Annotated in this window: 24 protein-coding genes and 1 tRNA gene; 13 read left to right on the top strand and 12 right to left on the bottom strand. The window is 65.2% G+C overall.

From position 1 onward, the window contains the following. Positions 1 to 129 precede the first annotated feature (129 nt). Together ACSQ25_RS19280 and ispB are read right to left on the bottom strand one after the other, a co-directional pair. Positions 130 to 206: transfer RNA gene (locus ACSQ25_RS19280), tRNA-Pro, on the bottom strand. Between the two features lie 52 nt (positions 207 to 258). Further along, a complete protein-coding gene (ispB, locus tag ACSQ25_RS19275) occupies positions 259 to 1245 on the bottom strand; it encodes an octaprenyl diphosphate synthase (protein WP_436107276.1) in 987 nt (328 codons plus the stop codon). Between the two features lie 277 nt (positions 1246 to 1522). Here ispB and rplU point away from each other — a divergent pair, with 277 nt between their 5' ends. The 6 genes from rplU to ACSQ25_RS19245 all read left to right on the top strand — a co-directional run bounded on the left by rplU (position 1523) and on the right by ACSQ25_RS19245 (position 5320). Beyond that, positions 1523 to 1834: a 50S ribosomal protein L21 gene (rplU, locus tag ACSQ25_RS19270; RefSeq protein ID WP_027865917.1), complete on the top strand. Its 312-nt coding sequence runs from the start codon at positions 1523 to 1525 to the stop codon at positions 1832 to 1834. A 43-nt stretch (positions 1835 to 1877) separates the two neighbouring features. Next, positions 1878 to 2150: a 50S ribosomal protein L27 gene (gene rpmA, locus ACSQ25_RS19265; protein ID WP_027865916.1), complete on the top strand. Its 273-nt coding sequence runs from the start codon at positions 1878 to 1880 to the stop codon at positions 2148 to 2150. A gap of 108 nt (positions 2151 to 2258) precedes the next feature. After that, entirely contained in the window at positions 2259 to 3371 is a 1113-nt protein-coding gene (gene cgtA / locus ACSQ25_RS19260) for an Obg family GTPase CgtA (protein WP_436107275.1), read from the top strand. 9 nt (positions 3372 to 3380) lie between these two features. Continuing rightward, complete coding sequence (locus tag ACSQ25_RS19255; protein ID WP_436107274.1) at positions 3381 to 3791, top strand: hypothetical protein; 411 nt, start codon at positions 3381 to 3383, stop codon at positions 3789 to 3791. Continuing rightward, positions 3788 to 4918, top strand: a complete 1131-nt coding sequence (proB, locus tag ACSQ25_RS19250; protein WP_436107273.1) for a glutamate 5-kinase — start codon at positions 3788 to 3790, stop codon at positions 4916 to 4918. The genes ACSQ25_RS19255 and proB overlap by 4 nt, the downstream gene beginning before the upstream one ends. A gap of 39 nt (positions 4919 to 4957) precedes the next feature. Further along, a complete protein-coding gene (locus ACSQ25_RS19245) occupies positions 4958 to 5320 on the top strand; it encodes a nuclear transport factor 2 family protein (RefSeq protein WP_436107272.1) in 363 nt (120 codons plus the stop codon). 10 nt (positions 5321 to 5330) lie between these two features. Here the strand turns inward: ACSQ25_RS19245 and nth are convergent, their stop codons facing one another. Both nth and rsxB read right to left on the bottom strand, forming a co-directional pair. After that, positions 5331 to 6023, bottom strand: coding sequence for an endonuclease III (nth, locus tag ACSQ25_RS19240; RefSeq protein ID WP_436107271.1), 693 nt, complete (start codon positions 6021 to 6023; stop codon positions 5331 to 5333). A gap of 6 nt (positions 6024 to 6029) precedes the next feature. Beyond that, on the bottom strand, positions 6030 to 6710 hold the full coding sequence (gene rsxB / locus ACSQ25_RS19235) for an electron transport complex subunit RsxB (RefSeq protein ID WP_436107270.1): 681 nt from the start codon (positions 6708 to 6710) through the stop codon (positions 6030 to 6032). Between the two features lie 138 nt (positions 6711 to 6848). Between rsxB and ACSQ25_RS19230 the strand changes: the two genes are divergently transcribed. Beyond that, complete coding sequence (locus ACSQ25_RS19230; protein ID WP_436107269.1) at positions 6849 to 7181, top strand: RcnB family protein; 333 nt, start codon at positions 6849 to 6851, stop codon at positions 7179 to 7181. Between the two features lie 120 nt (positions 7182 to 7301). Here the strand turns inward: ACSQ25_RS19230 and ACSQ25_RS19225 are convergent, their stop codons facing one another. The 5 genes from ACSQ25_RS19225 to ACSQ25_RS19205 all read right to left on the bottom strand — a co-directional run bounded on the left by ACSQ25_RS19225 (position 7302) and on the right by ACSQ25_RS19205 (position 12280). After that, a complete protein-coding gene (locus ACSQ25_RS19225; protein WP_436107268.1) occupies positions 7302 to 8537 on the bottom strand; it encodes a polyhydroxyalkanoate depolymerase in 1236 nt (411 codons plus the stop codon). A gap of 284 nt (positions 8538 to 8821) precedes the next feature. Next, positions 8822 to 9919 (bottom strand): NAD(P)/FAD-dependent oxidoreductase, encoded by a 1098-nt coding sequence (locus ACSQ25_RS19220; RefSeq protein WP_436107267.1) that lies wholly within the window; start codon positions 9917 to 9919, stop codon positions 8822 to 8824. A gap of 104 nt (positions 9920 to 10023) precedes the next feature. Next, positions 10024 to 10347: a ferredoxin FdxA gene (gene fdxA / locus ACSQ25_RS19215; protein ID WP_436107266.1), complete on the bottom strand. Its 324-nt coding sequence runs from the start codon at positions 10345 to 10347 to the stop codon at positions 10024 to 10026. 170 nt (positions 10348 to 10517) lie between these two features. Then, positions 10518 to 10793 (bottom strand): protealysin inhibitor emfourin, encoded by a 276-nt coding sequence (locus ACSQ25_RS19210; RefSeq protein ID WP_436107265.1) that lies wholly within the window; start codon positions 10791 to 10793, stop codon positions 10518 to 10520. Next, entirely contained in the window at positions 10790 to 12280 is a 1491-nt protein-coding gene (locus tag ACSQ25_RS19205; RefSeq protein WP_436107264.1) for a hypothetical protein, read from the bottom strand. The genes ACSQ25_RS19210 and ACSQ25_RS19205 overlap by 4 nt, the downstream gene beginning before the upstream one ends. A gap of 181 nt (positions 12281 to 12461) precedes the next feature. Between ACSQ25_RS19205 and ACSQ25_RS19200 the strand changes: the two genes are divergently transcribed. Next, complete coding sequence (locus ACSQ25_RS19200; protein WP_436107263.1) at positions 12462 to 12743, top strand: polyhydroxyalkanoic acid system family protein; 282 nt, start codon at positions 12462 to 12464, stop codon at positions 12741 to 12743. Between the two features lie 15 nt (positions 12744 to 12758). Here ACSQ25_RS19200 and ACSQ25_RS19195 read toward each other — a convergent pair whose 3' ends face one another. Continuing rightward, positions 12759 to 13013 carry an acyl-CoA-binding protein gene (locus ACSQ25_RS19195; protein WP_436107262.1) on the bottom strand — a complete coding sequence of 85 codons (255 nt, stop codon included), beginning with the start codon at positions 13011 to 13013 and terminating at the stop codon, positions 12759 to 12761. Positions 13014 to 13156: 143 nt separating this feature from the next. Beyond that, positions 13157 to 13513 carry an FKBP-type peptidyl-prolyl cis-trans isomerase gene (locus ACSQ25_RS19190; protein ID WP_436107261.1) on the bottom strand — a complete coding sequence of 119 codons (357 nt, stop codon included), beginning with the start codon at positions 13511 to 13513 and terminating at the stop codon, positions 13157 to 13159. A 153-nt stretch (positions 13514 to 13666) separates the two neighbouring features. On the opposite strand from ACSQ25_RS19190, the gene ACSQ25_RS19185 reads away from it, so the two are divergent. The 4 genes from ACSQ25_RS19185 to ACSQ25_RS19170 all read left to right on the top strand — a co-directional run bounded on the left by ACSQ25_RS19185 (position 13667) and on the right by ACSQ25_RS19170 (position 21501). After that, positions 13667 to 14467: an EI24 domain-containing protein gene (locus tag ACSQ25_RS19185; RefSeq protein WP_436107260.1), complete on the top strand. Its 801-nt coding sequence runs from the start codon at positions 13667 to 13669 to the stop codon at positions 14465 to 14467. Between the two features lie 362 nt (positions 14468 to 14829). Next, entirely contained in the window at positions 14830 to 18105 is a 3276-nt protein-coding gene (locus tag ACSQ25_RS19180) for a transglycosylase domain-containing protein (protein ID WP_436107259.1), read from the top strand. Between the two features lie 29 nt (positions 18106 to 18134). Beyond that, positions 18135 to 19484: a TAXI family TRAP transporter solute-binding subunit gene (locus ACSQ25_RS19175; RefSeq protein ID WP_436108109.1), complete on the top strand. Its 1350-nt coding sequence runs from the start codon at positions 18135 to 18137 to the stop codon at positions 19482 to 19484. Between the two features lie 61 nt (positions 19485 to 19545). Next, entirely contained in the window at positions 19546 to 21501 is a 1956-nt protein-coding gene (locus tag ACSQ25_RS19170; protein WP_436107258.1) for a CocE/NonD family hydrolase, read from the top strand. Positions 21502 to 21636: 135 nt separating this feature from the next. Here ACSQ25_RS19170 and ACSQ25_RS19165 read toward each other — a convergent pair whose 3' ends face one another. Further along, positions 21637 to 22095, bottom strand: a complete 459-nt coding sequence (locus ACSQ25_RS19165; protein WP_436107257.1) for a rhodanese-like domain-containing protein — start codon at positions 22093 to 22095, stop codon at positions 21637 to 21639. A 284-nt stretch (positions 22096 to 22379) separates the two neighbouring features. Here ACSQ25_RS19165 and glnA point away from each other — a divergent pair, with 284 nt between their 5' ends. Further along, positions 22380 to 23795: a type I glutamate--ammonia ligase gene (gene glnA / locus ACSQ25_RS19160; RefSeq protein ID WP_436107256.1), complete on the top strand. Its 1416-nt coding sequence runs from the start codon at positions 22380 to 22382 to the stop codon at positions 23793 to 23795. Positions 23796 to 23847 lie beyond the last annotated feature (52 nt).

Raw genomic sequence — 23847 nt, 5'->3', positions numbered from 1 at the left:
CAGTATAAGGCCGGCCGCTTTGGTTCCGGCGAACCGGTAGGAAGGGCAGCGTGACATTGGCGGGACTCGATCACGCTAAAAGCAAAAAAGCCCAAGTGCTTGAACACTTGGGCTTTTCCAGAATTCTTTTGGTCGGGGTGAGAGGATTCGAACCTCCGGCCTCTACGTCCCGAACGTAGCGCTCTACCGGGCTAAGCTACACCCCGACGGTTTGAGATCGCGTTTCCGAAATCTCGGGAAGGCATTACTATAATTTGCTCAGTGGTTCCTGTCAACAGCGAAGCTGCAGAGCTGGAGCAGGCTGGCCTTGTAGATACTGTCCGGCAGGCCGGAGATCGCCTCGGCCGCGCGCCGTCCCGCCTGTTCCGCCTGCTTGCGGGTATAGTCCAGCGCGCCGCTCGAGCTCACCGCCGCCAGCACCGCCTCGAACTGTTCCTCGTCGCCGTGTTCGATGCAGCTGCGCACCAGCTGGCGCTGGTCGTCGCTGCCGTTTTCCATCAGCCAGATCAGCGGCAGGGTAGGCTTGCCTTCGCGCAGGTCGTCGCCCAGGTTCTTGCCGATCTCGGCGGCGTCGCCGGCGTAGTCCAGTACGTCGTCGATCAGCTGGAAGGCCGTGCCCAGCGAGCGGCCGTATTCGCCGGCCGCTTCGATCTGGGCGTCGCTCGCGCCGCCGATCAGGGCGCCCAGCTCGGCCGCCGCTTCGAACAGCTTGGCGGTCTTGGAGCGGATCACCTTCAGGTAGCTCTCGTGGGTCACGTCGGGGTCGTGCATGTTCAGCAACTGCAGCACTTCGCCTTCGGCGATCACGGTGGTCGCGCGCGACAGGATGCTCATCACGCGCATGTTGTCGAGGCTGGTCATCATCTCGAAAGAGCGCGAGTACAGATAGTCGCCGACCAGCACCGAGGCCGCGTTGCCGAACAGGGCGTTCGCCGTCTGGCGGCCGCGGCGCATCGAGGATTCGTCGACCACGTCGTCGTGCAGCAGGGTCGCGGTGTGGATGAACTCGACCACCGCCGCCAGCTCGTGGTGGGCCGTGCCCTTGTAGCCGTAGGCGTTCGCCAGCAGCAGGACCAGCACCGGCCGGATCCGCTTGCCGCCCGCGCTGATGATGTACTCGGAGATCTGGTTCACCAGGCTCACTTCCGACTGCAGTCGCTGTCGGATCACCGCGTTCACGGCCTCCATGTCGGTGGCGATCGATTGGGCGATGTTGTTCTGGGCGTGTTGGGTAGCGGCTGACAAGGCGAACCTGCAATAAACGGTGAGTATTAGTGCCGGGATTATACGTCATGCAAGAAAGCCTGTCCCACTGATGGCTTATCAGTCGCCGCGGCGAGCGAAACGCCGGCCGGGAGCATTGTTGGCATTGTGCTACGCCGACAACACGATCCCGGCCGAATCGTCAAGGCCTTTTGACGCGCTGCAGCGAGTTATGTATAATCCCCTGTTCCCCGGCATCCGAACAGTCCAGCGTCTCGACGCCGGCGGGATTCTTTTAACATTTGATGAGGTTTCAATCATGTACGCGGTCATAAAAACCGGTGGCAAGCAGTATAAAGTTGTCGCTGGCGAAAAACTCAAAGTAGAACAGATACCTGCTGACATTGGTTCCGAACTCACCATCGATCAAGTTCTCGCGCTCGGCGCGGGCGATAGCATCAAGTTTGGTGCTCCGCTGGTCGAAGGTGCCTCGGTCCTGGTGAAAGTTGTTTCCCACGGTCGCCACGACAAGGTCCGCATCTTCAAGATGCGCCGTCGTAAGCACTACCAGAAGCGTCAGGGCCATCGCCAGAACTTCACCGAAATCCAGGTGGTGTCGATCAACGGCTAATCGCCGTTCGATTCACCAAGTTCATTCATCAAGGAGCAAATAAATGGCACACAAAAAAGGTGGCGGTACTACCCGCAACGGCCGTGACTCAGAAAGCAAACGCCTTGGCGTGAAAGTCTACGGCGGCCAGGCGATCAACGCCGGCGGCATCATCATCCGTCAACGCGGCACCCCGGTGCGCGCTGGCACCAACGTCGGCACCGGCAAGGATCACACCCTGTTCGCGCTGGTCGACGGTACCGTCAAGTTCGTCAAGCAAGGCGTGGGCTCGAAGCAGTTCGTGACCGTCGTTGCTAACGAAGCAGTCGCTGCTTAATTAAGCACACGCGCCGCGCGTTCTGCGGCGCTTCTTTGCAAGGCGCAAGCCTTCCATCGAAAGGCTCTGCCCACGGTAGGGCCTTTTTAGTTTTTATCGGTCACCATCATGAAGTTTATCGACGAAGCAAGAATTGAAGTCATCGCCGGCGACGGCGGCAACGGGTGCGCCTCGTTCCGCCGCGAGAAGTTCCGCCCATTCGGCGGCCCGGACGGCGGCGACGGCGGCAAGGGCGGCTCGATCTACGTGGTGGCCGACCGTAACATCAACACCCTGGTGGACTTCCGCTACTCGAAGACCCACCACGCCCGCAACGGCGAACCGGGCCGCGGCTCCGACTGCTACGGCAAGGGCGCCGAGGACGTCTATCTGCGCATGCCGGTGGGCACCCTGATCGTGGACGACGTCAACGGCGAGATCATCGCCGACCTGACCGAGCACGGCCAGACCGAACTGCTGGCGCAAGGCGGCGAGGGCGGCTGGGGCAACATCCACTTCAAGACCTCGACCAACCGCGCGCCGCGCCAGAAGACCGAAGGCAAGGAAGGCCAGCGCCGCACCCTGCGCCTGGAACTGAAGGTGCTGGCCGACGTCGGCCTGCTGGGCATGCCGAACGCCGGCAAGTCGACCTTCATCACCGCCGTGTCGAACGCCAAGCCGAAGATCGCCGACTATCCGTTCACCACCCTGCACCCGAACCTGGGCGTGGTGCGCGTGTCGCACGAGAAGAGCTTCGTGATCGCCGACATCCCGGGCCTGATCGAAGGCGCGGCCGAAGGCGCCGGCCTGGGTCACCAGTTCCTGCGCCACCTGGCGCGTACCGGCCTGCTGCTGCACATCGTCGACCTGTCCTCCTTCGATGCCAACGTCGATCCGGTCAAGGAAGCCAAGGCCCTGATCAAGGAACTCGAGAAGTACGACGAAGAGCTGCTGAACAAGCCGCGCTGGCTGGTGCTGAACAAGCTCGACGTGGTCGATGAATCCGAGCGCAAGAAGCGCGTCAAGGACTTCGTCAAGCGCCTGGCCTGGAAGGGCCCGGTGTTCGAGATCTCGGCGCTGAACCGCGAAGGCTGCCAGGACCTGGTCAACGCGATCTACCTGCACCTCGAAGAAAAGCGCCACAGCGAGCATCGCGCCGAAGAGACCACGATGACCGAGGAAGCACGCGGCATCCATTCGATCGACCCGGACGATCCGCGCTTCAAAATCCTTGAGGATTAAGGCGCCAAGTTGAACGCAGCTGTGCTGAACCGCAGCTGGCTGCGCAGCCAGCTGCTGCAAGTCCTCGCCACCGTCAGTTCGCTGGCGGCCCTGGCGGCCATGCTCGATCCCGACCGCATTGCGTCGGCGATGGGCATCTTTCTCGTCGGCGTGAACGGCTACAGCCAGTTCTACGCCGTCTACGTGGGCATGCGCCTCGCTACCGCGATGCTGGCGCTGCTGGCAGCGAGACAGGGCGACCAGCCCCTGCTCGTCGACCTCACCGCATTGTTCCTCCTGGCCCAGCCAGCCGGGCGCCTGGCCGCGGCTTTCGCGATCGGGCTGCCGAAGGGGGTATTATTAGCAGTCTGCGCGGTCGAGTTGTTGGCAGGACTTTCCCTGCTGGCCTTACGGCCGCGAGGAAAATTCCTGTCGACATGAACTCAGCCCATCACTCAGCCCTCCAGCAAGCCTCCCGCATCATCGTCAAGGTCGGTTCCTCGCTCGTCACCGACGAGGGCAGGGGCCTCGACCATACCGCCATCGCCCGCTGGGCCGCCCAGATCGCCGCCCTGCGCGGCCTTGGCAAGGAAGTCGTGCTGGTGTCCTCGGGCGCGATCGCCGAAGGCATGCTGCGCCTCGGCTTCACGGCGCGCCCGACCGACATCCACGAACTGCAGGCCTGCGCCGCTTGTGGCCAGATGGGCCTGGCCCAGATCTACGAAACCAGCTTCCGCACCCACGGCATCGGCACCGCCCAGGTGCTGCTGACCCACGCCGACCTGGCCGACCGCGAACGCTACCTGAATGCGCGCTCGACGCTGACGACCCTGCTGCGCCTGGGCGTGGTCCCGATCATCAACGAGAACGACACCGTCGTCACCGACGAGATCAAGTTCGGCGACAACGATACCCTGGGCGCGCTGGTCGCCAACCTGATCGAGGCCGACGTTCTGGTGATCCTGACCGACCAGCGCGGCCTGTTCTCCGCCGATCCGCGCAAGGATCCGGCCGCGCACCTGATCCAGGAGGCACAGGCGGGCGATCCGGCACTCGAAGCGATGGCCGGCGGCGCTGGTTCCAGCCTTGGGCGCGGCGGCATGCTGACCAAGGTGCTGGCAGCCCGGCGCGCGGCGCGCTCGGGCGCCCATACCGTCATCGCCTGGGGCCGCGAGCAGGACGTGCTGGTGCGCCTGGCCGCTGGCGAAGCCATCGGCACCCAGCTGACCGCGCCGACCGGCCGCCTGACCGCGCGCCGCCAGTGGATGATCGACCACCTGCACACCACCGGCGAGGTGGTGCTCGACGCCGGCGCCGTGCAGAAGCTCACCAGGGAAGGCAAGTCACTGCTGCCGATCGGCGTCGTCGCCGTGCGCGGCGAGTTCGGGCGTGGGCAGGTGATCACTTGCATCGACGAAGCGGGCAAGCCGCTGGCGCGCGGCCTGACCAACTACACCAGCAGCGAAGTGCGGCGCATCATGCGCCATTCCTCGGCCGAGATCGAGCGCATCCTCGGGTATGTCGAAGGGCCGGAGCTGGTCCACCGGGATAACCTGGTGCTGCTGTAAGCAGCCGGGGCGCATTTTTTTCATCTACTCACGGAGCCCATGAACCCGACTTCTCCCCTCGCCGTCGTCCAGGCGCAGCTCGATGCCTACAATGCCAAGGACCTCGACGCGCTGATGCGCACCTATGCCGCGGACGCGCAGCAGTTCGCCCTGCACGGTGCGCTGCTGGCACAAGGCCACGACCAGATCCGCCCGCGCTACCAGGAGCGCTTCCTCGAGCCCGACCTGCAGGCCCGCCTGCTTACGCGCTCGGTACTCGGCAACTTCGTCACCGACCTCGAGATCGTGACCCGCAACTTCCCGGAGGGGCGCGGTACGGTGGAAATGCTGTGCGTGTACGAAGTGGTCGACGGTCGCATTGCGCGCGCCTCGTTCGCCACCGGAGAAAAACGCCTCGGCTGAAGCTAAGTACTTAGCCGAGTTCCGCCACTTCGCTGGCCAGGTCGGCGGCCGGGTCCAGCACGCCCGCAGGCGCGGGCGTCTTGTCCTTGAACTCGCACAGGTCCTTGATCAGGCAGTTCCAGCACTTCGGCTTGCGCGCCACGCAGGTGTAGCGGCCGTGCAGGATCAGCCAGTGGTGGGCGTCGTGCAGGAAATCCTTCGGCACGAACTTGAGCAGCTTCTGCTCGACGATGTCGACGTTCTTGCCCGGTGCAATCTTCGTCCGATTCGACACCCGGAAGATGTGGGTGTCGACCGCCATGGTCGGCTCGCCGAAGGCGGTGTTCAGCACCACGTTGGCGGTCTTGCGGCCCACGCCCGGCAGGGCTTCCAGGGCCTCGCGCGCGCGCGGCACCTCGCCGCCATGCTGCTCCACCAGGATCCGGCAGGTCGCCATGACATTGGCCGCCTTGGTGTTGTACAGGCCGATGGTCGAGATGGTGGACTTGAGTTCGTCCAGGCCGAGGTCGAGGATGGCTTGCGGCGTGTTCGCCACCGGGTAGAGTCGGCGCGTGGCCTTGTTGACGCCGACGTCGGTCGACTGCGCCGACAGCAGCACCGCGATCAGCAGCTCGAAAGGCGTGGTGAACTCGAGCTCGGTGGTCGGCTTCGGATTGGCGGCGCGGAAGCGCGTGAAGATCTCTAAGCGTTTGGCGGGATTCATCGGTCGTCAGGCTTTGTCGGGAGGATTGCCGGCCGCCTTCTGGCGCGCGCGCTCCATCGCGGCGGCGATGATGGCGCGCTTGCGTTCCTTTTCCGCCAGCTCTTCCGGCGTGTTCGTTACTTCGGCCGTCACCGCACGCATCTTTTCCAGCGCCTTGGCGGCCAGGCGCGCATCGTTCTCATCGCGTTCGCGCTGCAGGCGCTCGCTGCGGAAGTCGTGGCGCGCACGCGCCGCATCGGCGGCCTCCTGCGACCAGGCGTCCCAGCCGGTGCGTTCACCCGTCACGGGCAGCATCGAGATGCAGTCGACCGGGCAGGGCGCCACGCACAGGTCGCAGCCGGTGCACAGGCTCGGCAGGATGGTGTGCATCTGCTTGGCTGCGCCCAGGATGGCGTCCACCGGGCAGGCCTGGATGCACAGCGTGCAGCCGATGCAGAGCGACTCGTCGATGAAAGCGACCGGGCGCGGGCGTTCGATGCCGTTGGCCGGGTTGATCGGGATCACCGGGCGTCCGGTGACGCTGGACAGGCGGCGCACGCCTTCGATGCCGCCGGGCGGGCACTGGTTGATCCCGGCTTCGCCGCGCGCGATCGCTTCCGCATACGGACGGCATGCGGGGTAGCCGCACTTCGTGCATTGCGTCTGCGGCAGTACGTCTTCGATCTGGTCGGCGAGGGTCTTGGTCACGGCGCGGGGTGGAGCGGTAAAGCCGACATTATCCGCCAAAACCGGGAGCGGTGCGACCCACGCGCCTCCGTGCTGGAGCGAACAGACTGCAGCGTCCGTGCGTGGTGTACTGGGACCTCGACGCTGAGAGGAGCTCATATGAACAGGATCATCGTTCCGCTGCTGGTCGCCGCGGTGCTGGCCGGTGGCGCCGCGGCCCAGGCGCACCAGCGCGGCGAACAGGAAGCGCGCGTGCAGCAGGCCAAGTCGGCCAAACCCGGTCCCTACCGCAGCGTGGCGGCCAGCGGCCAGCTCAAGCGCGGCGAGCAGCTGCCGCCGCGCTACCGGACCCATCATTTCGTGGTGGAGAACTGGAAGGCGCATCGCCTGACCGAGCCGCCGCCGGGGCACCAGTGGGTGCAGGCGGGGAGCGAGTATGCGCTGGTGGCGATTGCGACCGGGGTGGTGCAGGAGGTGTTGGTGGGGAGGTAGAAGTATGGCTGTGGCTATTCGACGGAATTGGATCCCGGCCTTCGCCGGGATCCAAGTTCGTAAAGCAGTCGGTAGCCCAAACAAAAATGCCGGAGCAAGCTCCGGCATTTTTTACGTCAATCAGGCATGCGCCCGGATGAACTCCCCGATCTTCGGGCAGATGATCTCGCGCCAGCGGCGGCCCGAGAAGATGCCGTAGTGGCCGCATTTGGGTGCCACGAACTCGAGGTGCTTGTCCTTCGGGATGCCGCTGCACAGGTCGTGCGCGGCGCGGGTCTGGCCGAGGCCGGAAATGTCGTCCAGCTCGCCCTCGACGGTGAACAGCGCCACCGTCTTGATGTCCTGCGGACGCACCAGCTGGCCGCCGACTTCCCAGGTGCCCTTCGGCAGGCGGTGTTCCTGGAACACGGTCTTGATCGTGTCGAGGTAGTACTCGGCCGGCATGTCGAGCACGGCGTTGTATTCGTCGTAGAACTGGCGGTGCGCCTCGGCCGAGTCGTCATCACCCTGCACCAGGTGCGAGTAGAACTCGCGGTGGCTCTGGGCGTGGCGGCCCGGGTTCATTGCGATGAAGCCGGCATGCTGCAGGAAGCCCGGATAGACCTTGCGGCCGAAGCCCGGGTAGTTGCCCGGCACCGAGTAGATCACGGTGTTCTCGAACCACGAGAACGGCTTTTCGACCGCCAGGTCGTTCACCGCGGTCGGCGACTTGCGCGGGTCGATCGGGCCGCCCATCATGGTCATGGTCTTCGGCAGCTTCGGGTCCTTGTTGGTCGCCATCAGCGAGATCGCGGCCAGCACCGGTACGGTCGGCTGGCACACCGAGATCACGTGCACGTCCGGGCCGAGGTGGCGGATGAAGTCCTGGACGTAGTAGATGTAGTCGTCGAGGTGGAAGGGGCCGTTCGACAGCGGCACCATGCGGGCGTCGGTCCAGTCGGTGATGAAGACGTCATGCTCGACCAGCAGGGCGCGCACGGTGTCGCGCAGCAGGGTGGCATGGTGGCCGGACAGCGGCGCCACGACCAGCACGCTCGGCTGTTCCAGCGCGGCAAAATCCTTGTCGCTCAGGTCTTTCTTGAAATGGAGGAGCTTGCAGAACGGCTTTTCGAGCACCGTGCGCTCGATGATGCCGACCTCGGCACCCTTGATGGAGACGCTCTTGATGCCGAAGGCCGGCTTTTCGTAATCCTTGCCGAGGCGGTACATCAGCTCGTAGCCGGCAGCGATACGCTGCGCGAACGGCGTGTGCGCGAAGGGCGAAACGGGGTTGGAGAACAGTTTTGAGGACGCATCTGCCCACTGCATCAGCGGGGTCAGGAAGGAACGTTGCATCTCGTGGAGTTGGTAAAGCATAAAGTTTTCCTTCGTGGGGAATGGCCCGTGCAATCGTTGCGCGTGACTGTAATCAATTATAGGGGATAGTCATTTACTTGTGGAAACAGTCGTTTTCACATCCCGTTTGCATAGACCAGTTGTAGCATATTTGTGCAATACCGCTCCGTGAACCGGCCCACATAAGCAGGTAGGCCCTGTCCGACACGGTATTGTGTTGCGCCGCACTAACTGAACATCGATGGAATAAAAAATGCCGCCGGGCTTGCGCCGGGCGGCATTTTTAGTATTGCTTGTCGTTCGGATCAGTCGAAGACCGGGGTCTCGACGCCGAGGATCTTGTGCAGTTTCGGCGAGGTCGTCGTGTACTGCATGTGGATCTTCTTGTCCGGGAAGATGTAGGGCGCGGCGCCGAAGGCGGCCAGCGCGGCTTCGTGGAAGCCCGACAGGATCAGCTTCTTCTTGCCCGGGTAGGTGTTGATGTCGCCCACCGCGAAGATGCCCGGCACATTGGTCTCGAACTTCTCGGTGTCCACGACCTTGAGCTGCTTGCGTTCGATGTCCAGGCCCCATTCGGCGATCGGACCCAGCTTCGGCGACAGGCCGAAGAACACCAGCAGCATGTCCAGCGGCACGCGGCGGGTGACGCCGTCGGCGCCGGTGACCTTCACTTCGCTGAGCTTGCCATCGGTCTCGTCGAAGCCGGTGACCTGGCCGATGATCAGCTGCATTTCGTATTCGTCGCAGAGGGCCTTCATCTTGGCGACCGAGGCCGGCGCGGCGCGGAAGTCCTCGCGGCGGTGCAGCAGCACGACCGACTCGGCCTTGCCGACGAAGTTCAGGGCCCAGTCCAGCGCGGAGTCGCCGCCGCCGCAGATGACCAGGTTCTTGCCTTCGAACAGTGCCGGATCCTTGACGCGGTAGAACAGCTGGCTGTTGTCGAACTTTTCGATGCCGTCGACCTTCATGGTGCGCGCCTGGAAGGAACCGACGCCGGCCGCGATGAAGATGGTCTTGGTGATGAAGCGCGTGCCGGTCGAGGTCTCGACGTTGAAGCGGCCGTCTTCGCGGCGCTGCACGGTGGTGACTTCCTGGCCCAGGTGGAAGGTCGGCTCGAAGGGCTCGATCTGCTTGAGCAGGTTGTCGGTCAGTTCCTGGCCGGTGCACACCGGCACGGCCGGGATGTCGTAGATCGGCTTGTCCGGATACAGTTCCACGCACTGGCCGCCGACGGCCGGCAGCGAATCGATGACGTGGGCCTTGATCTCGAGGAGGCCGAGTTCGAAGACCTGGAACAGGCCGACCGGACCGGCGCCGATGATCACGGCATCGGCATCGATCGCGCCGGCGAACGAGCTGTTGGGAGCGATGCTGCCCGCTTCGTGGGAGGCACTGATAGTCATGCGCTTAACTTTCTGTATTTGGGTATAGATGTGACGATGGCAGCTAGTGTGCCATGATTGACGAACCTGCGCTGGCAGGGCCCTGGCGGGCCCTGCCTGGGGAATCAGCGGGCCAGCTGGTCCAGCTTGTCCTTGACGTCTTTCCACTCGTCCGCGTCCGGCAGGGCCGGCTTGGTCTTGGTGATCGACGGCCAGAAGCGCGACAGGTCGGCATTGATCTTGATGAACTGCTGCTGATCCGACGGCACGTCTTCTTCCGCATAGATCGCGTTCACCGGGCACTCGGCCACGCAGACGGCGCAGTCGATGCACTCGTCAGGGTCGATGGCGAGGAAATTTGGGCCTTCCCGGAAACAATCTACCGGGCATACATCGACGCAGTCGGTGTAACGACAACGGATGCACGATTCGGTGACAACGTGGGTCATAACAGTCCTATTAGTTTGTATGGTGTCGCGGCGCCGGGCGCTGACTGGGCCGGCGGGACTTGCAAAGCACTGTATTTTAGGGCAATTCGGCTTTTCCTACAAATTAGGCTTATACACAATATATATAAGCAAATGTGGGCCGTGACGGCGCGCCGCAGGGCCCGGGACGCTCAGGCAGTCGTCCGCAGCCGGTCCAGCAGGGACTGCCAGTCGCCGCCGCTGCCGTCCTCGCGCACGAAGACGGTGTGGCAGCGCGCACCGTCTTCGACCGTGATTTCCCAGCGCGGCAGGTCGGCCCCGATCGGACAGCTGGGCGCCGCCGAGAAGAAGTCGAGGCGCTGCAGGAGCGTTTCGAACTCGCCGCCGCCGGGGTGGGCGGCGGTGTCGAGGTCGTAGGCTTCGGCCAGGCCGGCGAAGCCGCCGCAGGCGCGCGCGCTGATTTTCATGCCTGGTCCGCCACTGCGGCGACCGGAACGACGACCGACGCGGGCACGAGGCATTCGCCGAGGCGGCCATTGGCCGCGCACCAGCGCGCCAGCGCCTGGGCTTCGCTGTCGAGCACCCGCTCCATCCGGTAATACTCGGGCAGGTTCATGGTGCCGCAGCAGGCGCGCCGGTCCTGGCGTGCGCCGGGCTGGTCGCAGACCTTCGGCGCCAGCGGCCCGGCCGGTGCGCCGGCGTCGGTTGCTACGGTGCCGGGCTGCTCGACCACCTCGCGGCGCGCGAACTGGTTGCGGATGAAGGCGCCATAGATGGCCGGCTTGCCGTCTTCCTGGACGATGCGCAGCATCTGGTTGACCACGTCCACGTAGCTGGCGGCGCTGTCGGGGGCGGCGATCAGGGCGCGCAGCAGCAGTCCGCGCAGGTAGGCGGCCACCCGGTGCAGCACGGCGGCGCAGTCGTCCAGCAGGGGATTGCGCTCGTAGGCGAACATGTCGGCCAGCACGTCGTACATGGCGCCGGTGAACACCTGCGAGATCGCATGCACCTGGGTGCCGGCCTGCGACAGCGTCAGGTCGTTGTCGGCGTTGCGCAGGGAGCTGGCGCCGCCGAGTGCCATCCCGAACTGCTCGGCGATGTCGGCCAGGTAGGTCTTGTCGTGCAGGTGGGCCCGGGTCTGGGCCACCACCGCCTCGCACTGGTCGAGCTGTGACAGGGCCAGGAAGATCGCGGTGAGGTCGCCGAAGGCTTCGTGCAGGCCGCCGGTCTGGGGCGGGGCATCGGCCAGCAGCCACTGCGGCTTGAGGCCGTCGAGCACCGCGTGCGCGGTCTCGTGGGCCACGATGTCGAAGGAGCGGCAGGTGTAGACGCGCGCAGATTCACCCAACTGCGCCCCTCCCTCCCCTGGGGGAATGAAGTCGCCGAACTTCAGGCAGGCCTGGGTGCGGCTGTAGAAGGCGTTCATCACGTTCGGCAGGCCGTAGGGATAGACCGCCAGCGGGCGCGTATCCATGCTGGTGTTCCACTGCCAGGGCAGGGGCATGTCGAGGCCGGCCGCGAGCAGGGCGCGCTGGTACATGGTCAGGGTCTGGCGCACCACCGCGAAGGTGTGCACCGCGTCGAACTGCGGGGTGTCCGGCTGGGTGACGAAGTCGCCCAGGGCGTTCGGCTCGACCGGATCGATGCCGGGCGTGCCCGGGGCGATGCGGGCGTCGCGCGGGCCGGCCAGGACCGGGCCGGGCAGCCAGGCGCGGCGGGTGCCGATCTCGCCCACCGAGGGGTCCTGCTTCCACATCAGCACGCGCGCCCCGAAGGCGTGCGGCAGCGGCGGCGCTTCGGCCTGCGGCTCGTCGGCCGGCCCGGGCGGCTGCTCGAGCAGCCTCGCGAGGCGGTGCTGCTGCTGGTAGGGGGCGCTGGGCGTGGGGATGAAGCGGACCGGCGGCTGGTCACGGGACGTGTCCAGTTCGTCCGGCAAGAGGGCACCTGGTTCCATGACGGCTCCTTGCGATATGTCGGGCGGCAGCTCCATGGTCGCGCGCCCGGCGGCGCGGGCATTGACTAAAATCAATTGACTTAGATCGGGACCGGAATCGCTCGGCACACTGGCATACTCAGCCGTCAGCTGGCATCATGGCGGGCTTTCTTGTAACGGATTCAGAATAGGATTGCCCAGCATGTCGGAAATCAGCATCGTCCAGGAACACAATCTCAGCCCGGAACAGGCGCGCGCCGCCGCCCAGCAGGTGGCGCAGCGGATCGCGGCCGAGTACGGCCTGGCGTGCAAGTGGGATGGCGACGTGCTGCGCTTCGAGCGCAGCGGCGTGGAAGGGGCCCTGAGCCTGGAGGACCGGCAGGCCGCCATGCGGATCCGCCTGGGATTCTTCATGGGGGCCTTCGCCCCGGCGATCGAGGCCAAGGTGGCGGAAAAGATGCGCAAGGTGTTCGCGCCCGCCTGATTCCCTACGGGAAAATCAGCCCTTCAGTTCCTCGATCAGGTCGATGTACTGCTGCATCGCGTCTTCCTGCGAGCTGCCCTTCAGTGCGGCCCAGGCGTCGAACTTGGCGCGGTTGACGAAGTCGGTCATGCCCGGGCGCTCGCCGGTGGCGTCGCCGCTCGAACCTTGCTTGTACAGCGCGTAAATCTTCAGCAAGGTCATGTTGTCCGGGCGTTCCGGCAGATTCTTCGATTCGGCCTGGGCCTGGGCGAACTGTTCTTGCAAGCTCATGGATACTCCTGTGTTGGTTGCGTTGGCAATGTCCTAAGACAGGAGGCGATCTTAGCGCAGGAGGAGGGCGTTCACTGCCAAATCGGGCGAACTTTAGAGGGGATGCTCGGGCGGCGCCCGCAGAGAGCGCCGCCGGGTAATGCTTAAACGGCGAGCAGTTCGACGTCGAAGATCAGGGTCGCGTTCGGCGGGATCACGCCGCCGGCGCCGCGCGCGCCATAGCCGAGGCTGGCCGGGATGGTCAGGCGGCGCTGGCCGCCGACTTTCATGCCCTGCACGCCTTCGTCCCAGCCGCGGATCACGTGGCCAGCGCCCAGCGCGAACTGGAACGGGTCATTACGGTCCTTGCTCGAATCGAACTTGGCGCCGGTGCTGCCGTCGTCGTTGCGCAGCCAGCCGGTGTAGTGGACGGTGACGTGCTGGCCGGCTTTCGCCTCGGCGCCGGTGCCCGGTACGGTGTCTTCGTATTGCAGGCCGGAATCAGTGGTGATGGTGGACATGGTTTTCCCTGTTGTTCAAGTTGAACGGAGAATTGTAGTGCATGCATCCAGAGGACGCCAAACGGGCCCGGCGCGCCCATTGCGTACAATGGCAATATTGGAATCCAGACAAGGAGCCGCGATGCCCGAGCCTACCCGTCCCGAGGCCGCCCGATGAAGGGCGTCGGGGCCGCCTACCGGCGCGCGCTGCGCGCCCAGTTCTCGCGCCGCATGCTGATGCTGTCCGGCGCCCCGCTGGCGCTGTCGCTGCTGCTGTGGGGCGCGGTCCTGTGGACCGGCCTGCAGCCGCTGCTCGACTGGCTGCAGGGCGTGTTCGCGGACTACGGACTGTTCCAGTCGAGCGGCGGCCTGCTGGCCATGCTGGGCCTGGGCATGCTCAAGGTGATGGTGGTGCCGCTGGTGGCGATCGCACTGCTGCTGCCCCTGATGATTGCCTCGGCCCTGCTGTTCATGGGCGTGATCGCGATGCCGGTCATCGAGCGCCACGTCGGCAACAACCACTACCCGAAGCTGGAGAAGAAGGAGGGCGGTTCCTTTGTCGGCAGCGTCGCCATCAATGTCGGCAGCACGGCGGTGTTCGCGGTGCTGTGGCTGTTCACCCTGCCGCTGTACGCGGTGCCGCCGCTGGCCTGGCTGGTGCAGGCCTGCCTGTGGGCCTGGGTGACCTCGCGCGTGATGAGCTACGACGCGCTGGCCGCCCACGCCAGTCCCGAAGAACGGCACGCGCTGATGCGGCGCCACCGCGGTGCGCTGCTGGCGATCGGCTTCGCCTCGGGCCTGGCCGGCGCGCTGCCCGGCATCGCCTGGATGGGCGGGGCCCTGCTGTCGATCGTCCTGTTCCCGGTCCTGGCCATGCTGTCGCTCTGGCTGTACATCATGATCTTCCTGTTCGCCGGACTGTGGTTCCAGTATTTCTGCCTGGGGGCGCTGGAAGAACTGCGCGGCGGCGCATGACCGAATGGCTTTATTTCACAGCACTGTCCACCCGGAGCGCTCGCCGACCGTTTATGAACAGGACACTCGCGCCACATCGCGGGCCGAATTCCGGCCTTTGTAGGACTGCATGCCGTCCTGCTAACTCAGCCGTTGTTTTTTTGCGAAAATACTTCGCGCGCATCAAAATTGTTAAACCGTGTCTCGCGCGTGTCGTATTGATGTGGTGGAATGATACCTGTGGAGGTGCAATCCTGAGTGAGTTTGCGCCGCGCATTTTTGCAGACTGACGAGGACCCAATCACTCGAACAAACCAGAAGCAAAGATGGCGGACAGGTTAGCGGGGATTGAGCGCATATTGATTCAAACCGGTTGAGCCATCATGGAAAGTATTCGCCGCATCAAGCGGCCAAGTAAGGTAATTCAAGCAGTTGGCAAATGGCTCGGGCGCTTCGCCCAGCCCATGGCTGGCGGCGCCCCCGTGTTCGCGTCCGCGGGCGGCAACGACGTTCCCCTGTACGAAGCCTATCCGCACCTGGCGACCGCCGGCGGCGGTGCGCCGTCGGGTGCTCCCGTGCCGCCGCCCGAAGTGCCGGACGGCGGGCCCGGGCGTGCTCCCGAACCGGCGCCGCGCAAGCGCCGCCTCAAGCCCTGGTTCTACCTCGCCCTCGTGATCCTGCTGGTGCTGCTGGGCGGCTGGGGTGCGCTCGAGGTCCGCAGCTCGCGCCTGCAGGCGAAGATCTTCGCCGACATGGCCGCCGATCTCACTTTCCGCATGGAGAAGGGCCCGAGCCCCGCGATCCGCTTCCCGGCCGCCAGCCCCTACGACACCCGCCTCGGCTATGCCAACCTGCCCGACTACCTGCAGAAGCTGCAGACGCGCGGCTACCATATCGAGGCCCAGGCCCGCATCTCGCCCGCGATGGTGGAGATGGCCGACCGCGGCCTGTATGCCACCTACCACGAGAAGACCAAGGTCGGGCTCGAGATCCTCGACTGCCGCGCCCAGCCGCTGTTCGCATCGCGCTTCCCCGAGCGCTTCTATCACAAGTTCGACGACGCGCCGCCGCTGCTGGTGCAAAGCCTGCTGTTCATCGAGAACCGCGAGCTGCTCGACCCGGCCTACCCGCACCGCAACCCGGCGGTCGAATGGGACCGCTTCTCGAAGGCGGTGTTCGACAAGACCCTGAGCAGCGTCGGCCTGGGCGGCGAAGGCCGCGTTGCCGGCGGCAGCACGCTGGCGACCCAGATCGAGAAGTACCGCCATTCGGCCGAAGGGCGCACCGGTTCGCTACAGGACAAGATGATCCAGATGGCGTCGGCCACGCTGCGCGCCTACCGCGACGGCGAAGACACCACCAGGGCACGGCGCCAGGTCGTGCTCGACTACCTGAATACCGTGCCGCTGTCGGCCAAGCCCGGCTACGGCGAGGTCAACGGCATCGGCGACGGCATGTGGGTCTGGTACGGACGCGATTTCAACAAGCTCAGCGGCATGCTGCGCGGCCCGATGAACAATACCGAAGCGGTCACCGCCTACAAGGAAGCGCTGTCCCTGATGATCGCACAGCGCCGCCCGGCCTATTACCTGGGCGCGGGCGAGCAAGACCTGGAAACGCTGACCAACAGCCACCTGCGCGTGCTGGCCCAGGCCGGCGTGATCTCGCCGCAGCTGCGCGACGCCGCCTTGAAGGTCAAGCTGCATCCGGCCCAGGGCTCGGGCGTGGCCGCGCCGGGCGCCGATGCCTTCGTGTCGCGCAAGGCCGCCAACGCGGTGCGCAACCACCTCGGCTACCTGGTGGGCGACTCGCGCCTGTACAACCTCGACCGCCTCGACCTGTCGGTGGTATCGACCCTCGACGCCTCGGTCCAGCAAGCCGTCACCGACGTGCTGCGCAAGCTGTCCGACGCCGAGCATGCGAAAGAGGCCGGCCTGACCGGCAAGGGCCTGCTCGGCAACGGCGACCCGTCCCAGGTGGTGTACAGCTTCACCCTGATGGAGCGCGGCGAGCACGTGAACTACCTGCGGGTCCAGACCGACAACTACGACCAGCCGCTCGACATCAACGAAGGCGCCAAGCTCGACCTCGGCTCGACCGCCAAGCTGCGCACCCTGGTGACCTACCTCGACATCGTCGACCAGTTGCACAAGCGCTTCGCGCCGATGGACGAGATCGGCCTGATGGGCGTGGAGGTCGATGCGAAAGACCGCATGTCGCAATGGGGGCTCGAGTATTTCCGCACGCTGCCGAAGGGCGCCGATCGCGGCCTCAAGCCGATGCTGGCGGCCGCGATGGACCGCAAGTACTCGGCCAATCCGGGCGAAGCCTTCTTTACCGGCGGCGGCATTCACACCTTCGGCAACTTCAGCAAGCTGGACAACAGCAAGATCATGACGGTCACCGAGGCGCTGCGCCAGTCGACCAACCTGGTGTTCGTGCGCATGATGCGCGACGTGGTGCGCTACTACATGTTCCAGCTGCCGGGCTCCTCGGCCCAGCTGCTGGCCGATGCCGACGACCCGCGCCGCGCCATGTACCTGGCCCGCTTCGCCGACAACGAGGGCAAGGTCTTCATGGCCAAGTTCTGGAACAAGTACAAGGGCAAGACCCCGGCCGAGATCGAGGCGCTGCTGTTCTCCGGCGTGCGTCCCTTCGCTTCCAAGCTGGCCGCGGCGCACCGTACCGTGTTCCCGAACGCCACCCCGGCGCAATTCGGCGAGTTCATCGCCAAGTCGCTGCCGGCGTCCAACGACATGGACCCGGAGCGCATCCCGAAGATGTACGAGATGTACGACCCGCGCAATATGTCGCTGGCCGACCGCGGCTACGTGGCCTCGGTGCACCCGCTCGAACTGTGGCTGGTGAGCTACCTGCGCAGCCATCCGAAGGCCGGCTGGACCGAGGTGACCAATGCCAGCGTCAAGGAGCGCCAGGAAGTGTATTCGTGGCTGTTCAAGACCCACCGCAAGCATGCGCAGGACAACCGCATTGCCGGCCTGCTCGAAGTGGAAGCCTTCCTGAAGATCCACGCCCAGTGGAAGAAGATGGGCTATCCCTTCGATTCGCTGGTGCCGTCCTATGCGACCACGCTGGGCGCATCGGCCGACCGGCCGGCCGCGCTGGCCGAACTGATGGGCATCATCATCAACGGCGGCGTGCGCAAGCCGGTCGAGCGCATCGACTCGCTGCACTTCGCCAAGGACACTCCGTACGAGACCCTGGTCAAGCGCAGCAAGGGCGGCGGCAAGGAACAGGTGCTGGCCCCTGAGGTGGCGCGCGCGGTCGCGGATGCGATCCAGGGCGTGGTCACCGACGGCACCGCCAAGCGCGTCAAGACCGCCTTCATGCAGTCCGACGGCAGCGTGATCGCCGTGGGCGGCAAGACCGGCACCGGCGACCAGCGCTTCGAGGTGTATGCGCGCGGCGGCCGCGTGATCGAGTCGCGTTACGTGAACCGTTCGGCTACGTTTGTGTTCAACATCGGCGAGCGCTACTTCGGCAGCATGACCGCCTACGTGCACGGCCCGCAATCCGGCAACTACGACTTCACCAGCGCGCTGCCGGTGCAGCTGCTGACCAACCTGGCGCCGAGCCTGATGCCGATGATCGAACCGCCCGCGGGCAGCGTGGCAGCCCAGCGCCAGTGCGTCCGTTGACGGAGCGAACCGGCGCCGTCAAACGCGCAATGACGCGGGTGCGCCAGTTCAGCTTCGTGTCCCTGCGCGACCTGCTGGTAGCAAGCGGGCCGACGCTGCTGGCGGCCATCGCGGTGGCGGTGCTGGCCTATCTCTGGGTCGACCCGGCGCCGCCGCGCCGGCTCAGCATGGCCACCGGCCAGTTCAACAGCGCCTACGAGGAATTCGGCCGCCAGTACGCCGCACGGCTGGCGCGCGACGAGATCAAGCTGACGCTCCAGCCTTCGCTCGGCTCCCATGACAACCTGCAGCGCCTCATCGACGGCAAGGTCGACATCGCCTTCGTGCAGAGCGGCTCCACCGCGGAAGGGCAGGCCGAGCAGGCCGGCCTGGTCTCGTTGGGCAGCCTGTTCACCGAGCCGGTCTGGCTGTTCCTGCGCGAGAAGGCCGGGGTCACCCACCTGACCGACCTCAAGGCCAAGCGCATCAACCTCGGCCCGGAAGGCACCGGCGTGCCGCGCCTGTTCCGCCAGGTGCTGGACGCGAACGGCATCGAACCGAACGAGCTGCAGATCGGCGCGCTCGAGAACACGCCGGCCACGATGGAACTGCTGGCCGGCCGCATCGACGGCCTGGTATTCAGCTCCGCGCCCGAAGCGCCGCTGATTCAGATGCTGCTGCAGACCCCCGGCATCAAGCTGTTCAACTTCAGCCAGGCCGACGCCTACACGCGCCGCCTGCCTTTCCTGACCCACGTGGTGCTGCCGCGCGGGATCGTCGATCTCGGGCGCGACATCCCGGCCCAGGACTACCACCTGATCGCGCCGACCGCGACCCTGGTGGCGCGCGAAGACCTGCATCCCGCCCTGGTGGGCTTGCTGGTGAAGTCGGCGGGGGAGATCCATGGCAAGGCGGGCTGGTTCCAGCAGCAGGGCCAGTTCCCGTCGCCGAAGTACACCGAGATCCCGGTGGCGCGCGAAGCGGCGCGCTACTACCGGGACGGTCCGCCCTTCATGCAGCGCTACATGCGCTTCTGGCTGGCCAATTTGTTCGAGCGCCTGTGGGTGGTGGCGGTGGCGCTGGCGGCGCTCCTGATTCCGCTGTCGAAGATCGTGCCGCCGATCTACGTGTGGCGGGTGCGTTCGCGCGTCTACCGCTGGTACGGCGAGCTGCGCAAGGTAGAGCAGGAACTGGAAGCCATCGAACCGGAGGCCCGCGAAGGGGCGCGCGAAGGCTTGCTGAAGCGTCTCGACGACATCGAGGAGCGCGTCAACCATATCTCGATTCCGCTCGCCTATGCGGAGGAACTGTACCGCCTGCGCAGCCACATCAACTTCGTGCGCGAACGGGTGCGCGGGACCATCGACCTGCATGGCCTCGCCGTGCCCTTGGCGAAATAGCAAGACCGGGGCGAATTCGGATTACACTGGCGGTCTTTGTTCCGCATTTCCGAAAGAAGCCATGATCCGTCGTCCGTTTTCCACCCTGCTACTTGGCGTGATGCTGGCTTGCAGCGCAGGCGTGCAGACCGCCGCAGCCCAAGCCGATTCTCCTGTCCAGAAGCGCAGCCCGCGCGAGTCCTACACCAAGTACGAATACCGCATCCCGATGCGCGACGGCGTGAAGCTGTTCACCACGGTGTACGTGCCGAAGGACAGCGCGAAGCCTTACCCCTTCCTGGTACAGCGCACCCCCTACAGCGCCGGCGTGTATGCGCAGGGCGAGCAGCGCTACGGCGTGGACTGGATGCCCGAATCGCTCGGCCCTTCGCGCGAGCTGGAGGATGCCGGCTACATCTTCGTGACCCAGGACGTGCGCGGCCGCTACATGTCCGAAGGCGTGTGGCAGGAGATGACCCCGCATGCGAAGTCCAAGCGCGCCAAAGGGGAGGGCCAGGAAAGCGAGGACATGCACGACACCGTCGAATGGCTGCTCAAGCACGTCCCGAACAACAACGGCCGGGTCGGCATCTGGGGCATCAGCTATCCGGGCTTCTACACGGCCGCGAGCATCATCGATTCGCACCCGGCAATCAAGGCCGCTTCGCCGCAGGCCCCGATCGCCGACCTCTACATGAGTGACGACTCCTACCACGGCGGCGCCTTCATGCTGTCGGCGAACTTCGACTTCTACTCGGCCTTCCTGCCGCAGAAGAACCCGACCGCCGGCAACAAGGAGCGCTCCCGCTTCGAGTACGGCGAGGCCGACGCCTACGACTTCTTCCTGAAGCGCCTGACGCTGCCGAACATCCTGGCCAGCATGAGCGACGAGCAGCGCGAACTGCTGGTGCCGACCATCGAGCACGATACCTACGACGAGTTCTGGCGCTCGCGCGCGATCACGCCGCACATGAAGAACGTGAAGGCGGCGGTGCTGACGGTGGGCGGCTGGTTCGATGCCGAAGACCCGGCCGGGCCCTTCGCGATTTATAAGGCGGTCGGCAAGTACAACCCGGCCACGCCGAACGCGCTGGTGATGGGACCCTGGGTACACGGCGGCTGGGCGCGCGGCGAGGGCGCACGCCTCGGCCACGTGAGCTTCGATGCGAAGACCAGCGAGTACTTCCGCCGCGAGATCCAGTTCCCCTTCTTCGAGCAGCACCTGAAGGGCGTGAAGCCGGCGCGCGCGCTGCCGGCGGTGACGGCCTTCGAGACCGGCACCAATGTCTGGCGCAGCTATGCGGCCTGGCCGCCAGCCCCGGCGAAGGCCCGCACCCTGTACTTCGGCCCGAACGGCACGCTGGCCTGGCAACAGCCGGCCAGTGCCGGCAACAGCGGCGCCGGCTACGACGAGTACGTGGCCGACCCGCGCAAGCCGGTGCCCTTCATCGGCTATCCGGCCACCGGGGTGCCGCGCGAGTACATGGTGTCGGACCAGCGCTTCGCCGCGACCCGCCCCGACGTGCTGGTCTACCAGAGCGAGGTGCTGGAAGAAGACGTGACGATCGCCGGTCCGGTACTGTCGAAGCTGTTCGTGTCGACCACCGGCACCGACGCCGACTGGGTGGTCAAGCTGATCGACGTCTATCCGGCCGAGTACCCGACGCCACCCGCCGAGCGCAAGGGCAACGACACCGGCCCGCTGGCGCTGAAGCTGGGCGGCTTCCAGCAACTGGTGCGCGGCAATCCGCTGCGCGGCAAGTTCCGCAACAGCTACGAGAAGCCCGAGGCGTTCACGCCGGGCAAGCAGGAAGCGCTCAGCTTCGACATCGGCGACGTCAACCACAGCTTCCGCCGCGGCCACCGCATCATGGTGCAGGTGCAGAGCTCGTGGTTCCCGCTGATCGACCTGAATCCGCAGACCTTCACGCATATTCCGAAGGCCAGGCCGGAAGATTTCAGGAAGGCGACCCAGCGCGTCTATCGCGCGCCGGGCGCTGCGTCCGGGTTACAGCTAATGGTAATGCCGGCACACTGATGTTCGTAGGGTGGGCAGGTTTCCTGCCCACGCGTTCAACCAGCGTTTGCACGGACGCGCTGCGGCTTGGTTGCGATAACTATCACCGCATGGGCGGGAGACCCGCCCACCCTACAAGAGCGCCCGCCAGCGAAATCACGCCCCGATCCAGGGCAGCCCGGCCTTGCACCACCCGCCGATGGTCTTGCGATGCCCCTCCGCATCCCGGTCGCCCTCGAAGCCTTCCAGGATGTCGTAGGACTCCGCAAAGCCCTGCTCGGTCGCCACCCGCGCGCTGTGGCGCGAGCGCACCCCCGAGCGGCACAGGAACAGCAGCACCTCGTCCTTGCGCGCCACTTGCTGGAGCTGCGCACCGAATGCGGGATTCGGCGCCCCGCCCGGATAGGTGGCCCATTCCACCGCGACGTGCTGGGTGTCGGGAATCGCCACCCGGCCGACCCAGTCGCGCTCGGCGTTGGTGCGCACGTCGACCAGCTTCACACGCGGATCGCTGCGCAGCAGCGCAAAGGCTTCTTCGGGCGTGACCGCGCCGGCATAGGGCTGGCCGGCGGCGCGCTGGCGGGCTTGGGCAAGGATGGTCTCAAGGCTAGTCATGGTTGATCCGTTCTGAACAAGAAAAGTCGATGCACCAACTTGGTTCGGTGTATCCTGCGCTGCGATGGTGCACGCGCAGGAAGATTGCACCAATGTAGTGCGCCGCTGCACGGGAGTGCAGGAGGCTGATGGGACGATTCTAGGACGGATACCAACGAATTCCAAAGAAGCATTGTGCATTTGTTCATAACGCAGGCTTGGCACGGTTCATGCTTTGACATAAAGCAAGTTGCCGCGATGCGAGTGTTCCAGCGCGGCACCCCCTTTTCAATCAGGAGATACGAATGGCAAAGACGGCTGCAGACGTAATTCAACTTATCAAAGACAACGAGGTCAAGTTCGTTGATTTGCGCTTCGCTGATACCCGGGGTAAAGAGCATCACGTGACCGTGCCGGTCTCGCACTTCGACGAAGACAAATTCGAATCGGGCCACGCCTTCGACGGTTCGTCGATCGCCGGCTGGAAGGGCATCGAAGCGTCGGACATGTTGCTGCTGCCGGACCCGAGTACCGCGAACATCGATCCATTCATGGAAGAGACCACGCTGTTCCTGCAATGCGACGTCATCGAGCCGTCGGACGGCAAGGGCTACGACCGCGACCCGCGCTCGATCGCCAAGCGCGCTGAAGCTTATCTGAAGTCGACCGGCATCGGCGACACCGCCTTCTTCGGCCCGGAGCCGGAATTCTTCATCTTCGACTCGATCAAGTGGCGTATCGACATGTCGGGCTGCTTCGTCAAGATCGACTCCGATGAAGCCTCCTGGTCGACCGACAAGGACATCGAAGGCGGCAACAGCGGCCACCGTCCGACCGTCAAGGGCGGCTACTTCCCGGTCCCGCCGGTCGACAGCTTCCAGGACATGCGCTCGGAAATGTGCCTGATCCTCGAATCGATGGGCATCCCGGTCGAAGTGCACCACCACGAAGTGGCCGGCGCCGGCCAGAACGAAATCGGCACCAAGTTCTCGACCCTGGTCGAGCGCGCCGACTGGACCCAGAACATGAAGTACGTGATCTGGAACGTGGCCCACAGCTACGGCAAGACCGCGACCTTCATGCCGAAGCCGATCAACGGCGACAACGGCTCGGGCATGCACGTGCACCAGTCGGTCTGGAAAGACGGCAAGAACCTGTTCGCCGGCGACGGCTATGCCGGTCTGTCGGAGACCGCCCTGTTCTACATCGGCGGCATCATCAAGCACGCACGTGCCCTGAACGCGATCACCAACCCGGGCACCAACTCGTACAAGCGCCTGGTGCCGGGCTACGAAGCCCCGGTCAAGCTGGCTTACTCGGCGAAAAACCGTTCGGCCTCGATCCGCATCCCGCACGTGGCGAACCCGAAAGGCCGCCGCATCGAGACCCGCTTCCCGGATCCGCTGGCCAACGTCTACCTGTGCTTCGCAGCGCTGCTGATGGCGGGCCTGGACGGCATCCAGAACAAGATCCACCCGGGCGAAGCCGCGACCAAGGACCTGTACCACCTGCCGCCGGAAGAAGACAAACTGATCCCGACCGTGTGCTCCTCGCTGGAAGAAGCGCTGGAAGCCCTGGACAAGGACCGCGAGTTCCTGACCCGCGGCGGCGTGTTCAGCGACGGCATGATCGACGCCTACATCGAGCTGAAGATGACCGAAGTGCAGCGCATGCGCATGACCCCGCACCCGGCCGAATTCGACATGTACTACTCGTCGTAATCAAGAGGTCAACGAATCCGTTGCGCTCATGCATCACAGGGCGTAAGCGTTC

It is taken from the genome of Massilia sp. LjRoot122 (assembly GCF_964252725.1).
GTDB lineage: Bacteria > Pseudomonadota > Gammaproteobacteria > Burkholderiales > Burkholderiaceae_D > Telluria.
Note: the sequence above shows the minus strand (reverse complement) of the source record. Positions and strands in the feature narration are given on the sequence as shown.

Coding starts and splice junctions, on each gene's coding strand:
- rplU (WP_027865917.1), top strand. CDS start 1,523: ATGTACGCGGTCATAAAAACCGGTGGCAAGCAGTATAAAGTTGTCGCT.
- rpmA (WP_027865916.1), top strand. CDS start 1,878: ATGGCACACAAAAAAGGTGGCGGTACTACCCGCAACGGCCGTGACTCA.
- cgtA (WP_436107275.1), top strand. CDS start 2,259: ATGAAGTTTATCGACGAAGCAAGAATTGAAGTCATCGCCGGCGACGGC.
- proB (WP_436107273.1), top strand. CDS start 3,788: ATGAACTCAGCCCATCACTCAGCCCTCCAGCAAGCCTCCCGCATCATC.
- ACSQ25_RS19245 (WP_436107272.1), top strand. CDS start 4,958: ATGAACCCGACTTCTCCCCTCGCCGTCGTCCAGGCGCAGCTCGATGCC.
- nth (WP_436107271.1), bottom strand. CDS start 6,023: ATGAATCCCGCCAAACGCTTAGAGATCTTCACGCGCTTCCGCGCCGCC.
- ACSQ25_RS19230 (WP_436107269.1), top strand. CDS start 6,849: ATGAACAGGATCATCGTTCCGCTGCTGGTCGCCGCGGTGCTGGCCGGT.
- ACSQ25_RS19225 (WP_436107268.1), bottom strand. CDS start 8,537: ATGCTTTACCAACTCCACGAGATGCAACGTTCCTTCCTGACCCCGCTG.
- ACSQ25_RS19220 (WP_436107267.1), bottom strand. CDS start 9,919: ATGACTATCAGTGCCTCCCACGAAGCGGGCAGCATCGCTCCCAACAGC.
- fdxA (WP_436107266.1), bottom strand. CDS start 10,347: ATGACCCACGTTGTCACCGAATCGTGCATCCGTTGTCGTTACACCGAC.
- ACSQ25_RS19210 (WP_436107265.1), bottom strand. CDS start 10,793: ATGAAAATCAGCGCGCGCGCCTGCGGCGGCTTCGCCGGCCTGGCCGAA.
- ACSQ25_RS19205 (WP_436107264.1), bottom strand. CDS start 12,280: ATGGAACCAGGTGCCCTCTTGCCGGACGAACTGGACACGTCCCGTGAC.
- ACSQ25_RS19200 (WP_436107263.1), top strand. CDS start 12,462: ATGTCGGAAATCAGCATCGTCCAGGAACACAATCTCAGCCCGGAACAG.
- ACSQ25_RS19195 (WP_436107262.1), bottom strand. CDS start 13,013: ATGAGCTTGCAAGAACAGTTCGCCCAGGCCCAGGCCGAATCGAAGAAT.
- ACSQ25_RS19190 (WP_436107261.1), bottom strand. CDS start 13,513: ATGTCCACCATCACCACTGATTCCGGCCTGCAATACGAAGACACCGTA.
- ACSQ25_RS19185 (WP_436107260.1), top strand. CDS start 13,667: ATGAAGGGCGTCGGGGCCGCCTACCGGCGCGCGCTGCGCGCCCAGTTC.
- ACSQ25_RS19180 (WP_436107259.1), top strand. CDS start 14,830: ATGGAAAGTATTCGCCGCATCAAGCGGCCAAGTAAGGTAATTCAAGCA.
- ACSQ25_RS19175 (WP_436108109.1), top strand. CDS start 18,135: ATGACGCGGGTGCGCCAGTTCAGCTTCGTGTCCCTGCGCGACCTGCTG.
- ACSQ25_RS19170 (WP_436107258.1), top strand. CDS start 19,546: ATGATCCGTCGTCCGTTTTCCACCCTGCTACTTGGCGTGATGCTGGCT.
- ACSQ25_RS19165 (WP_436107257.1), bottom strand. CDS start 22,095: ATGACTAGCCTTGAGACCATCCTTGCCCAAGCCCGCCAGCGCGCCGCC.
- glnA (WP_436107256.1), top strand. CDS start 22,380: ATGGCAAAGACGGCTGCAGACGTAATTCAACTTATCAAAGACAACGAG.